Consider the following 14059-nt stretch of genomic DNA (forward strand, 5'->3'; position numbering starts at 1 on the left):
GGAACCGCTCACTCTTCCTGGAGGTGCTATGCCTGACGAGGCCGCGTGCAAGAGGATGGTCGTCGACTACGCCGAGCGCATCAACGCCGGTGACATCGAAGGTGTCCTGGACCTGTTCACGGACGACGTCGTCTTCGCGGATCCGGTGGGCCGGCCGCCGATGGTGGGCAAGGGCGATCTGCGCAGGCATCTGGAGCTGGCGGTGGAGTGCGGCACGCACGAGGTGCCGGGGCCGCCGGTGTCGTCGTTGGACGAGCGGTTCGTGGCCGTGTACAGCACGATCACGGTGCAGCGGCCGAAGCCGATGACGTTCCGGGTGATCGGCATCGTCGAGCTCGACGAGAACGGGCTCGGGGTCAAGGTCGACGCGTACTGGGGGGTCACGGACGTGACCATCGAGGAGTTCGCCGCAGCCACCGGTCCGGAAGGGGTCCGCGCATGACCGGCATCCGGCCCGCGCACGCCGTCGTGGTGGGCGCCAGCATGGCGGGCACCCTGGCGGCGCATGTCCTGTCCCGGCACGTGCAGGCCGTGACCGTCGTCGAGCGTGACGCGCTCCCTGAGACGCCGGAGCACCGCAAGGGGGTGCCGCAGGGGCGGCACGCGCATCTGCTGTGGTCCAACGGGGCCCGGCTGATCGAGAAGATGCTTCCCGGTACGACCGAGCGGCTGCTGACGGCTGGTGCGCGGCGGCTGGGCTTCCCCGAGGATCTCCTGACGCTGACCGCGCAGGGCTGGCAGTACCGCTTCCCGGAGACGCAGTTCGCGATCGTCGCGACGCGCCCCCTCCTGGACCTGACGGTTCGTCAACAGGCGTTCGCCGCCGGAAACATCACGGTGCGCGAGCGGACCGAGGCGGTCGAACTCCTCGGTGACGCGGGGCGGGTGGGCGGTGTCGTCGTCCGGGACGTCGACAGCGGTCGTACGGAGCGGCTGGTGGCCGATCTCGTGGTCGACGCGGGGGGCCGTGGGTCACGGTTGCGGCCGTGGCTGGCGGCGCTCGGGGTGCCGGCGCTGGAGGAGGACGTCGTGGACGCGGGGGTCGCGTACGCGACGCGGCTGTTCCGGGCGCCGCCGGGGGCGACGCTGCGGTTTCCCGCCGTGAACGTGGCCAGTGACGAGAAGCGGGGGGAGCCGGGGCGGTTCGGGGTGGTCTATCCGGTGGAGGGCGGCCGGTGGCTGGCGACGATGTCCTGCACGCGGGGGGCTCAACTTCCCAGCAGGGAGGAGGAGTTCGTCGGGTTCGCGGAGGGGCTGAGTCATCCGATCATCGCCGATCTGCTGCGGGACGCCGAGCCGCTGACCCCGTTGTTCGGTTCGCGGTCCGGGGCGAACCGCCGTATCTATCCGGAGCGGTCGGCTCAGTGGCCCGAGGGGCTGGTCGTCGTCGGGGACTCGCTCAGCGCGTTCAATCCGGTCTACGGGCACGGTATGAGTTCGGCGGCGCGCTGTGCGGACACTCTCGACCGGGAGTTCGGCAGGGGGGTGGGGTCGACCAACGCGCTGCAACGGGCGGTGAGTTCGGCGGTGGACGATCCGTGGATCCTGGCGGCGACGAAGGACATCGACTACGTCGGCTGCCGCGTCGAGGCGTCGGACGCCCGGCTGTACGGGGTGGACGCGGAGCAGCGGCTGCGGTTCGCGGAGGCGATCACTACGGCGTCGTTGCGGTCGGCTAAGGCGTCGGCGATCGTGACGGAGGTGATGAGCCTCAACGCGCCGCAGAGCGAGCTGGGTTCGAACCGGATGCTGATGGCGATGCGGGCCGACGAGCGGCTCCCGGAGCTGACGGCTCCGCCCCTGAGTGCGCTGGAGTTGGCGGTGGTGAACCTCGACGCGGCGACGGTCACGCCGTCCTGACGTCGGTCGCGTACATGCCGGAGGCGGCCCCCTGCCGGACGGGGGCCGCCTCTCATCGTCCGGGTAACTTCTTTCAGCGCAGGACCACTTGGAGGTCGAGGCGCTTGACGTTGAGCTTGCGGTAGATCCGGGTCAGGTGCTGTTCGACGGTGCTGATCGTGACGTACAGCTTCCGGGAGATCTCACGGTTGGTGTAGCCGTCGGCGGCGAGTTCGGCCACGCGGCGTTCCGCGCTGGTGAGTTGGGTCTCGGGGATGTCCTCGGGCGGGGTGGCGGCCGGCTCGGGCAGGGGGGTGTCGCCGGTCCAGCGGCGGGCGAGGAGCTGGGCCTTGCGGTCGAGGTGGCGGGCGCGTTCGGCGTCTCCGGCGGCGCGGACGGCGGCACTCTGGTCGGCCACGGCTCGCGCGAGTTCGTAGGCGTCGCCGCTGTCGTGGAGGGCGGCGACGGCTTCGGCGAGGAGTTCGGCCCGGCGGGGTGCGGGGGAGGTCGCGGCCTGGAGGCGCAGAGTCATGCCTCGGGTGCGGCCCCGGGCGGGGGTGGGCAACGCGAGCTGTTCCGCGATGAGTTGACGGGCCATCAGGGTCTCGCCGAGGGCGAGGTAGGCTTCGGCTGCGCCGAGGCGCCATGGTTCGAGGGCGGGGAGGTCGACACCCCAGCCGCTCATGCGTTTCCCGCAGGCGTAGAAGTCGCACAGGGCCGCGTAGTGGCAGCCGGTGGCGAGGTGGTAGCGGCCGCGTGCGGCGAGGTAGTGCAGGCCGGTGCGGGTCTGGAACATGGCCTGGGGGACGGGGCGTTCGAGGAGGGCGGCGGCGTGGTCGACATCGCCGAGGGCGGTCTCGGCCTGGACGGCGACGGCCAGCGGCAGGCCGACCGCCGCACCCCAGCTCTTGGGGCCGAGGAGGTCAAGGGCGGTGACCGCGCGGCGCGCGGCGGCGGCCGGGTCGCCCTGGCGGAGGTGGATGAGGGCCCGCCACGCGGTGAACAGGGCTTGCCAGGTGGGGCTGTTGCGCTCCCGGGCCTGGGCGACGAACCCGTCGCACCAGCCGGCGGCGCGGTAGGGCCGGTCGCGGTAGGTGAGGGCGGCGAGGGCCGCGGACTGGACCGCGACGGTCCTCGGGCCGAGCCGGTAGCGGTTGAGGGCGCGTTCGGCGGCCTCGGTGGCGTCGTGCTCGTCGCCGTGCAGGAGGTCGTTCAACAGGGTTCCGGCGCCCTGGAGTTCGGGGGTGAGGGCGGGCGGCGCGGCGGCGCGCTGCGGGGGTACGGTGCCGGCGCCGAGGCGCTCCTTGACGTGGCCGGGGTAGAGGTAGGCGCCCCACAGCCACGGTGTGTCCAGGTCGGCGGTGTTGACGGGGGCCGCGCCGATCGCGTCGAGGCCCTCGTCGACACGGCCGTGCCACAGGAGGTGGGTGGGCAGGGGTGGCGGGGTGTCGGTGGTGGCGGGTTCGGCGAGGTGGCGCAGGACCTTCGCCGGGTCCAGGCGCCATTCGGCGTCGGCGAGCGCGCCGACGACGGCGGCCTGCTGCTCGGGGTCGCGGCAGCGGCGGTGGGCGGCGCGCAGGTAGCCGATGCCGGTCTCCACCTGGTCGTCGTCCAGGACGAGCCGGGCCGCCTCCTGGAAGACGGGGACCGCCCACGGGGCATCCGACCGGTCGGCCGCGGCGAGGTGGGCGGCGACCTCGGTCGCGGGTGCGCCCTCCTCGTACAGCAGGTCCGCGACCTTGCGGTGCAGGGCACGGCGCTCGTCGCCCGGCATGCCGTCGAGCACGGCCGCCTCGAACGCGGGATGGCACAGGCGGCCGTCATGCAGGACCTCGGCTACGGCGAGCTGGTGCACGGCCCGGCCCACGGAGGCGGCGTCCAGGTCGAGGAGCCGCCCCACGAGCATCGGCCGGGCGTACCCGCGCAGCATGGCGACGGCGCGCGCGACCTGCGTGAACGGCTCCTCGTGCCGGTACAGGAAGCTCAGGACGGCCCGGCCGTACGCCTCGCCGGGGCCGCCGCCGGCGCGGTGGTCGTCGATGAGGGCCTGGACGAGGAGGGGGTAGCCCGCGGTCATGCCGTGGACGGCCGGGGTGAGGTCCTGCGCGGTCCGCTCGCCCAGGTGCTGCGCGAGGAGGGCCTCGACGCCGGCCTTCGACAGCGGCTCCAGACGGATCCGGCGCAGGCTGGGTTCGCGCAGGAACTCGCTGCCCAGCAGGGCGTTGGCGACCTTCCACTGGGCGTGCTCGGTGAAGATCACCTGGAGCCGCGCCGACCGCAGCCGCCGGACCAGGTGAAGCAGGAAGTGCAGCGACGCGGTGTCCGCGTGGTGCGCGTCGTCGACGGCGATCACGACGGGCCGTACGGCGGCCACGCCCCGCAGTTCCTCGCACAGTCCGCGCAGGGCGGGCGCGGTGAGGGTGCCGGCATCGGCCTCGTCGAGCCAGGCCAGGGTGCGCGCGGCGGTCATCACGGGCAGGCCGGGGCTGCGCAGGAGCTGTTCCAGGACGCCCAGGGGGAGGCCGCGTTCGGCCCGGGAGGCGGCGGCGGTCAGCACCAGGGCACCGCCGCGGCCCAGCTGCTCCGTCCAGGCCCGCAACAGGGCGGTCTTCCCGGTGGCGACGGCGCCGCTGAGCACCACCAGTCTGCCGCGGACATGGGGGGAGCAGTCGAAGACGCCGTGCAAAGCGGCCAGTTCGTCGGTCCGTTCCACCAGGTTCACCGCTCGCCTCGTTTCCGTGATCACCTGTAGTGCCGCGCGGCGTACGTCATCGTGCGCCCCATTCGCGGTCGATCAGCGCGAACATGTCGTCCGCGTCCGCGTCGGACAGGTCGTCCGCCCCGGCCGGGGCGTCCGGCTCGGACTCCTTCCACAGCAGGGCCCGCAGCCGCCGGACCAGTTCCCTGCGGCGCGGATCCTCGGACGGGAGCCCGTCGAGGGCCGCCGCCACGTCGTCGAGCCGGGCGACCGGGGGGAGCGCGCCGTCCGGGAGGACCCGTTCGAGGAGGTGCTCGGCGAGGGCTCGTGGGGTGGGGTGGTCGTACACCAGCGTCGCGGGAAGCCGCAGCCCGGTCGCCGCGCGCAGCCGGTTACGCAGCTCCACCGCGACGAGGGAGTCGAACCCCAGCTCCTTGAACGCCCGCTCCGCGCGCACCGTCCGCCCCGGCTCGTACCGCAGGACGCCCGCGACCTGGGTCCGTACGAGGTCCAGCAGCACCCCCACGCGCTCGCCCGCCGGAAGCGCGGCCAGGTCACGCCGCAACGCCGAGGAGGTCTCCGTGTTCTCCGAGGCGGCTTCCAGGACGCGTACGGCTGCGGGGACCGTGTCGAAGAGGCGGGTGGGGCGGGCCAGTGTGAACAGGGGGGCGAGGCGATCCCACTCGATGTCGGCGACGAGGGTGTGGCCCGGGGGGCCGGCGAGGGCGGTGCGGAGGGCTTTGAGGGCGAGGTGGGGGGAGAGCGGGGGGATGCCTTGACGGCGGGAGAGGGAGGCGGTGGTTGTGGGGGCTGGGGTGGTCGTGGGGTTCGGGGTGGCTGTGGGGTTCGGGGTGGTCGTGAGGCTCGGGGTGCCCATGGCGTTTGCGGTTTTCGCGACGCTCACGGCGTCCCCGGCGTCCGCAGCATCTATCGCGTCCCCGGCGTCCGTGGCTCCCGTCGCGTCCAGCAGATCCCACGCCCCCCACCCCACCGACACCATCCGTGGGCCCCCGCCCCGCTGGGCCAGCGCGTCGAGGCAGGCGTTGGCGGCGGCGTACACGCCGTGGCCGCTGCCGCCGAGCGTGGCCGCCACGGAGGAGAAGAACAGGACGGTCTCCGCAGACCGCACAGCATCCGAAGGACGCGCGGCGTCCCCAGAGCGCACGGCATCGGCAGCCCGCGCGGTGTCCGCAGCCCCCTCCCCCAACGCCAGGGCCGCCGCGACAGCCTCGCCGAGTGCCTCGGGAGTGACCTCGGCCAAGGGCGCAAGCTCTCCGGGCAGCGAGGTGTGGACGATCGTCCGCACGGGAACGTCGGGCCGTACGACGGTTTCGGCGCCGATCTCGTCCAGCCACCGCGTGACGTGGTCGACGAGCGGGGCGACAGTGCCGGTGACGAGGACGGGCCCGGCGGGCAGCCAGCCGTCGGAGGGCTCGTCACCGGGCACCTCAGGAACCAACCGCCGCCCGAAGGCCCCGGCCTCGCGCAAGGCGACCTGGTCCTCACCGCCACCGCCGCACAGCACCTCGTACAGAGCCCCCGAGCCAAGCGCCTCCGGCGTGGAGGGCAGATCCACCAGCCCACCCCAAAGCTTGGGATGCTCCAGCGCGGCAACCCTGCCGAGCCCCCAAACAGCGGCCTGCCCCGGAGACACCACGGGATCGGCACCACCGCAGGACACAGCCCCCCGGGTAGCACACCACAGGGGCGCATCGAGGCCCGAGTCCAGCAGCCCTTGCAGAAGCGTCAACGTGGAGGACGCCCCGCCGTCGGGCGCGAGAGCAAGCAACGAGAACACCCCGGCAAGACCGTCACTGTTCACCGAGCGCAGAAGCTCAGCAGTCTCAGCACGACCGGAACCAACCCCGACGACGGTCACCGTGGCCCCGGCGGCCTCCAACTCCCGGACAACCACCGGCGTCCAGCTCCCACGATCGGACGCCACGACCACCCAGGCCCCCGGGGTATCGGAGGCAGAAAGCTCAATGCGCCGCCAATCGACCCGATAACGCCACCCATCGACGACCTGCCGCTCACTACGTTCCCGCCGCCACTCGGCCAACACCGGGAACACGGTCTCCACAGCGGACCGCTGCACGTCATCCTTGAGATGAAGGGTGTCGCACAACGCCTGAACATCCCCACCCTCAACGGCAGCCCAGAACCCCACTTCCTCGGCCTGCCCCACGACTTCGGGTTCCTTGAGGTCCGCGAGCCAGAAGCGTTGGCGTTGGAAGGGGTAGGTGGGGAGGTCGACGATCCGGGGCGGGGGGTCGGTGGGGAAGAAGGGCGACCAGTCGACGGAGTAACCGGCGGTGTAGAGACGGCCCATGGCCTGCATGAACGCCACATCATCCGGACGACCTTCGACGAGCGAAGCCGTAAGAACAGGCGATGTGGTCAACGTGTGCTGAGCAGCAGTGATCAGCACGGGCCCGGGCCCGATCTCCACGAACACACCAGCCCGGTCAGCGACTTCAGCAACAGCAGGCTGGAAGAGAACCGGCTGACGCACATGCCGCACCCAGTACTCAGGGGTAGCAACCTCAGCCCCCGCAAGCGTGCCGGAGACATTACTCATCAACGCAAGCGACGGCTCCTTGAAGTTGACACCGCCCAGCACCTGAGCGAAGTCGTCCAACATAGGCTCCATAAGCGCGGAGTGAAAAGCATGGCTGACCTGAAGCCGCTTCACCCTCCGCCCACGTCCACGCCACACCTCCGCGACCCGCTCGACCTCACCGACGGACCCGGAAATCACCGTCGAGTTCCCCGAGTTGACGGCGGCAATGCTCACCCCCGCCCCTTCCAACTCCCCCCGCGTGGCCTCAATCGCACACATCACCCCACCCTCAGGCAGAGCACCCATCAAACGAGCCCGAGCACCCACGACCCGGCACGCATCCGCAAGATCGAACACCCCCGCCACATGCGCTGCCGCGATCTCCCCCACCGAATGCCCGATCACCACATCCGGCGTGACACCAACCGACTCCCACAGCCGCGCCAGAGCGACCTGCAACGCGAACAATCCGGTCTGGGCCCACTCCGTACGATCCAACCGCTCCCCAGGCCCACAGAAAACAACCTCCTTGAGCTCGTCCCCCAGCAGCTCGCACACCTCGTCGAACGCCTCCGCAAAGACCGGGAACCGCTCATACAATCCGGCCCCCATCCCGACCGACTGACTCCCCTGCCCACTGAACAACCACACAACCTCACCCCCACGCACGACCTCCCCCTCAGCCAGCACCTCAGCCCCACCACCCAGCACAACCCCCCGCCACTCATGAACCGCTCGCCCCCTCAACAACGACCACCCCACATCGACCTGATTTCCCCGTACCCCCCTCAACTGCCCCATCTGCTCCCGCAAAGCCGATGCACTCCGCGCCGACACCACCCAAGGCACCACACACTCTTGAGCACTTTCCACAGCCTCGACCGCAGGAGCCTGCTCCAGAATCAGATGCGCATTGGTCCCACTGATCCCAAAGGAAGAAACACCCGCACGACGAGGCCGATCCACTCGGGGCCATGGAACGGATTCGGCAATAGGCCGCACCCCTTCCCATTCGACATGGGACGTAGGCCGATCAATATGCAGGGACGCGGGCAGAATCCCCTGCCGAAGAGCCATCACCATCTTGATGACCCCTGCAACACCAGCAGCAGCCTGCGTATGCCCGATATTCGACTTGACCGACCCGAGCAGAAGCGGAACCTCACGCCCCTGCCCATACGTGGCAACCAGTGCCCCCGCCTCGATCGGATCCCCAAGACTCGTCCCCGTACCATGCGCCTCGACAGCATCAACGGTGTCCGGCATAACCCGAGCATTGACCAGGGCCTGCCGAATAACACGCTCCTGGGCGACATCATTGGGCGCGGTGATCCCATTACTGGCACCGTCCTGATTGACCGCAGACCCCCGCACAACCGCAAGAACCCGATGCCCATTACGCCGAGCATCGGAAAGCCGTTCAAGAAGAACCAGCCCGGCCCCTTCAGAGAACCCCGTCCCATCCGCAGCCTCGGCAAACGCCTTGCACCGCCCGTCCGGCGCCAGCCCCCGCTGCCGGGCGAACTCGACGAACGCGGTGGGCGTGGACAGCACGGTCACACCCCCCGCGAGCGCGAGCCCACACTCCCCCTGCCGAAGCGCCTGACACGCGAGGTGGATCGCGACGAGGGAGGCCGAGCAGGCGGTATCGAGGGTGACGGCGGGCCCCGTGAGCCCGAAGGTGTAAGCGATACGCCCGGAGATGACACTGGAGAGCGTGCCGGTGGTGGCGTACCCGGCGACGGCTTTCGGCACTCCGGAGCCGGACATGTAGTCCTGGCTGGAGACGCCCGCGTACACCCCGGTGGGCGTGTCCTTGAGGGTGGCGGGATCGATGCCGGCGCGTTCGAAGAGTTCCCAGGCCACTTCGAGGAGCGTGCGCTGCTGGGGGTCGGTGGCGAGGGCCTCGCGGGGGTTGATGCCGAAGAAGTCCGCGTCGAAGTCCGTTGCGTGGCGCAGGAATCCGGCTTCGCGGACGTAGGTGGTGCCCTGGTGGTCGGGGTCGGGGTGGTAGAGGCCGCCCAGGTCCCAGCCACGGTCGGTGGGGAACTCCTCGATGGCGTCGCGCCCCGAGGCAACAAGGTCCCACAACTCCTCGGGAGAGGTCACCCCGCCGGGATAACGGCAGGCCATCGCGACGATCGCCACCGGCTCCCGGCCGCGCTCCTCCAGGTCACGCAGACGCTGACGGGTCTGCCCGAGGTCTGCTGTGACCCGCTTCAGATAGTGGCGAAGCTTGTCCTCCGTGCCCGGCATGTCTGCTCCACTCGTGGTCAGGACGGAAGGTCTCGGTCGATCAGCTCGAACAGTTCGTCGTCGGACGCGGAGTCGAGGTCCCCGTCGTCGGCGGCGCCGGTAGGGGTGTCGCCCGCCGGGCTGTCATCCAGACGCCACAACAGGCTCTGCAACCGCGCCGCGAGCCGCCCGCGCGTCTGCGCGTCGTACGGCTGCCCCACGATCACGGTCTCCAGCCGGTCCAGCTCACCGAAGAGCGGCGCCGACGGATCACCGGCGGCGGGACACAGCCGCTCCCGCAGCTCCCCCGCGACAGCGGCCGGCGTGGGATGCCGGAAGACGAAGGTGGAGGGCAGCCGCAACCCGGTGACGGCGGACAGCCGGTTACGGAGCTCGACGGCGGTGAGGGAGTCGAACCCCAGCTCCTGGAACGGCACTTCGGCGCGCACGGCGTCGGCACCGGCATGCCCGAGAACGGCTGCGGCGTGCGTACGCACGAGGTCGAGGAGGGTTCGATGCTGCTCCTCCTCGGTCAGCAGGGCGAGCCTCGCGGCAAGGTCGACGTCCTGCCGGGCGACGGCCGCAGCGGGCCGCCCGGAACCCCGCCCACCGTCACGGGCCGGCAGCAACGCGGACTTCCCCGCGAGGGCGCGCGTGTCGAGGTCGGCGGCGACCAGATGGGGCCGCCCATGCCGGTGCGCGGCGTCGAACAGGCCCAACCCCCTCTCAACACTCATCGCCTTGACCCCACCGCGCCGCATCCGCGCCAGGTCGGTGTCACCGAGCCCGGCGGTCATACCGCTCTGCCACATGCCCCAGCCGATCGAGAGGCCGGGAAGCCCTTGGGCCCGGCGGTGTTGCATCAGAGCGTCGCAATAGGCGTTGGCAGCCGCATAGTTGGCCTGCCCGGGACTGCCCAGCGTCGCGGCGGCCGAGGAGAACACCACGAACAGATCGAGCCCCACGTGCCGTGTCGCTTCGTGAAGATGGCGTGCACCGAGCGCCTTGGCGGCCCACACCCGCGCCAGACTCTCAGGGGTCTGGGCGGTGACGACGGCATCGTCCAGCACACCAGCCGCATGAACGACGCCGGTCAACCGGCCGATGGACGACACGAGTTCAGCCACAGCACCGGCATCGGTCACATCCAAGGCCACGATGGACACATCGGCATCCAGCCCCTCGGTGATGCCCTCGGCGCCCCCGCTCCGACTCGCCAGGACGAGCCGCCGCACCCCCCACTCCTTCACCAGATGCTCAGCAACCGCCTGCCCCAAAGCCCCCGTCCCTCCGGTGATCAGCACCGTGCCCTCAGGGTCGAGAGCATGCGGCACATCGAGCACCAGCTTCCCGGTGTGCTGCGCCTGACTCATGAACCGGAACGCCTCACGGGCCTGCCCAACCGGCCAGGCACGCACAGGAAGCGGCGCCAACCGACCGTCGGCGAACAACGCACCGAGTTCCCCGAACATCCGGCTGATGAGATCGAGCCCGGCATCGGAGACCAGGTCGTACACCGTGTACGCGACCCCCGGGTACGCCTCGGGCTCTCGAAGATCGGTCTTCCCCATCTCCAGGAACCGCCCCCCGTCACCAAGGAGTTGGAAGGACTCGTCGATGAACTCACCGGTGAGACTGTTGAGTACGACATCCACGCGCCCGAACTTCGCGGCGAACCCCAACTCCCGCGAGGAAGCCCGATGCGCCTCGTCGACCCCCAACTCCCCCAGCACGGCATGCTTCCCGGGACTGGCGGTCGCGAACACCTCGGCACCCAGATGACGGGCGATCTGCACGGCAGCCATGCCCACCCCACCAGTGGCAGCGTGGATCAGCACCCGCTCCCCCGGCTGAAGTCGGGCCACCTCCACCAGCCCGTACCACGCCGTCAGATACGCGACCGGCACAGCAGCCGCCTGCCGCACACTCCACCCTTCGGGAACCGGCGCGACCATGCGCGTGTCCGTGACGGCCAACGGGCCGAAGGAACCGCGCAGTACACCCATGACAGGGTCACCGACCGCGAGATGCGTGACCCCGGGCCCGACCTCGGTCACGACGCCGGCTCCCTCACCTCCCAGCCCGATCTGCCCCGGCACCATCCCCAACGCGACCAATACGTCACGGAAGTTGATACCGGCGGCGTGAATGTCGAGCCGGACCTCGCCGGGAGCGAGAGGCGCGGTGACCTCGGGGTAGGGGATCGGGGCGACGGTCTCCAGGGTGTCGCCGGCGCCCTTGTCGAGACGCCAGGCCCGGTCGGGGGGCAGGGAACGGGTGGGGATGAGGCGGGGGGCGTAGAACTTGCCGTCGCGTAGGGCGAGTTGGGGTTCGTCGAGGGTGGGAGCGGTATGGGGGAGGTCGCTGCCCGTGTCCAGCGCGCCCAGCTCGTCCAGCGTGCCCAGCCCGTCCAGTGTGTCCAGGAGGAGGAAACGACCCGGGTGTTCCGACTGCGCGCTGCGGACCAGGCCCCAGACTGCTGCGGCTGTCGGATCGACGTCGGCACCGTCGAGGGACACCGCACGCCGGGTCAGGATCAGCAGGGGGCGGGGTTCGTCGGGTGCGGCGAGGTACGTCTGTATCTCGGCCAACACCCGCTCGACGGCGTGGAGTTCATCGCCGTCGGCGATCAGGACGACGGCGTCCTCGGCATCGTCCGTCTCCGGGGTCGGGATCGGTGCCCACTCCACCGTGAACAGGCCCTCGTCGCGGGTGTGCAACTGGGCGACGTCGGCGGGGCGGAGGATGACCGAGCCGATGGTCAGAACGCTCGCTCCGGCGGTGTCGGTGGCGTGGAGGTGGATCTCGCGTTGGTGTTGGCCTTGGCGTTCTTGCTCGCCGCGCGCTCCGCGCTCGACCTGGTCGCTCTGCTCACCCGGGTCACCCAGGTTTCCCTGGTCTCCCATGTCGCTTTGGTCGCCCGACGTGAGGTGCACGCGTACGGTCCTGGCGTTCCCGGCCCGCAGGGAGACGTTGTTCCAGGCGAAGGGGAGCCAGATCGCGCCGTCGCCTTGAGGCCGGTTGAGGAGGAGGGCCGCATGGAGGGTGGCATCCAGGAGGGCGGGGTGGATGCCGTACCCGTCGGGGGAGCCGGCTGCTTCGGGGAGGGTGACCTCGGCGTAGAGGTTGTCGCCACGCTGCCAGGCTGCGTGCAGGCCCTGGAAGGCGGGGCCGTAGGCGTAGCCGAGAGAGGCGGTGCGGGTGTAGAAGTCGGTGACGTCGATGGGGTCGGCGCCGGGTGGGGGCCAGGGGGTTGCCGTAGGGGGCTCGGAAGGCTCCGGCGCCAGAACACCGATCGCGTGGCACGTCCATTCGTCGCCGGGACGGCCGTAGACACGAACCTCACGGCGCCCGCCGTCATCGGCTTCGTCCACCACGACCTGGACGCGCAGAGACGAGTCCGGCGGCACGACCATGGGCGCCTGCAAGGTGAGCTCTTCCACGACAGAGCACCCCACTTCGTCCCCGGCCCGAAGGGCCCACTCCACCAATGCCGCACCCGGCACCAACACCACGCCACCCACCTCGTGATCGGCCAACCACGGCGCTCCCGAACGGGATACACGCCCCGTCAGCACACAGGAGCTGCGGTCGGCCAAGCCCACTGACGTGTCCAGGAGGGGGTGACCGAGTTCTCCAGAAGCCGTCTTCTTGGGAGTCAGCCAGAAGCGTTGGCGTTGGAAGGGGTAGGTGGGAAGGTCGACGATCCGGGGTGGGGGGTCGGCGGGGAAGAAAGGCGACCAGTCGACGGAGTAACCGGCGGTGTAGAGACGGCCCATGGCCTGCATGAACGCCACATCATCCGGACGGCCTTCGGCGAGCGAAGCCGTAAGAACCGGCGATGTGGTCAACGTGTGCTGAGCAGCAGTGATCAACACAGGACCGGGCCCGATCTCCACGAACACACCAGCCCGGTCAGCAACTTCAGCAACAGCAGGCTGGAAGAGAACCGGCTGACGCACATGCCGCACCCAGTACTCAGGGGTAGCAACCTCAGCCCCCGCAAGCGTGCCGGAGACATTACTCATCAACGCAAGCGACGGCTCCTTGAACTTGACACCGCCCAGCACCTGAGCGAAGTCGTCGAGCATCGGCTCCATCAACGCGGAGTGAAAAGCATGGCTGACCTGAAGCCGTTTGACACGGCGCCCCTTCCGACGCCACGCCTCCGCGACCCGCTCGACCTCACCGGCAGACCCGGAAATCACCGTCGAGTCCCCCGAGTTGACGGCCGCAATACTCACCCCCGCCCCTTCCAACTCCCCCCGCGTGGCCTCAATCGCACACATCACCCCACCCTCAGGCAGAGCACCCATCAAACGAGCCCGAGCACCCACAACCCGGCACGCATCCGCAAGATCAAACACCCCCGCCACATACGCAGCCGCGATCTCCCCCACCGAATGCCCGATCACCACATCCGGCGTGACACCAACCGACTCCCACAACCGCGCCAGAGCAACCTGCAACGCGAACAATCCGGTCTGAGCCCACTCCGTACGATCCAACCGCTCCCCAGGCCCACAGAAAACAGTCTCTTTGAGCTCGTCTCCCAGCAGCTCGCACACCTCGTCGAACGCCTCGGCGAAGACAGGGAACCGCTCATACAGCCCGGCTCCCATCCCGACCGTCTGGCTCCCCTGCCCGCTGAACAACCACACCGTCTCCCCCACCGAAGACACCAGGGCAGGCCCGACCAGATCCGGATGCCCCTCACCCCTGGC

At 70.2% G+C, this 14059-nt stretch carries 5 protein-coding genes; 2 read left to right on the forward strand and 3 right to left on the reverse strand.

The window, feature by feature from the left end; genetic code table 11:
- Positions 1-28: 28 nt before the first annotated feature.
- Together ACLZOT_RS32885 and ACLZOT_RS32890 are read left to right on the forward strand one after the other, a co-directional pair.
- On the forward strand, positions 29-442 hold the full coding sequence (locus ACLZOT_RS32885) for a nuclear transport factor 2 family protein (protein ID WP_416972772.1): 414 nt from the start codon (positions 29-31) through the stop codon (positions 440-442).
- A complete protein-coding gene (locus ACLZOT_RS32890) occupies positions 439-1860 on the forward strand; it encodes an NAD(P)/FAD-dependent oxidoreductase (RefSeq protein ID WP_416972773.1) in 1422 nt (473 codons plus the stop codon). The genes ACLZOT_RS32885 and ACLZOT_RS32890 overlap by 4 nt, the downstream gene beginning before the upstream one ends.
- Positions 1861-1933: 73 nt before the next feature.
- On the opposite strand, the gene ACLZOT_RS32895 is transcribed toward ACLZOT_RS32890, so the two are convergent.
- The 3 genes from ACLZOT_RS32895 to ACLZOT_RS32905 form a co-directional block, all read right to left on the reverse strand.
- Positions 1934-4561, reverse strand: coding sequence for an AAA family ATPase (locus tag ACLZOT_RS32895; RefSeq protein ID WP_416972774.1), 2628 nt, complete (start codon positions 4559-4561; stop codon positions 1934-1936).
- Positions 4562-4607: 46 nt separating this feature from the next.
- The gene (locus ACLZOT_RS32900; protein WP_416972775.1) at positions 4608-9356 is read right to left on the reverse strand and encodes a type I polyketide synthase; all 4749 of its coding nucleotides are present in this window, start codon (positions 9354-9356) and stop codon (positions 4608-4610) included.
- A gap of 17 nt (positions 9357-9373) precedes the next feature.
- A partial coding sequence (locus ACLZOT_RS32905; protein ID WP_416972776.1) for an SDR family NAD(P)-dependent oxidoreductase occupies positions 9374-14059 on the reverse strand: 4686 nt, incomplete at its 5' end.

This window comes from Streptomyces sp. 4F14 (assembly GCF_048159485.1).
Lineage (GTDB): Bacteria > Actinomycetota > Actinomycetes > Streptomycetales > Streptomycetaceae > Streptomyces.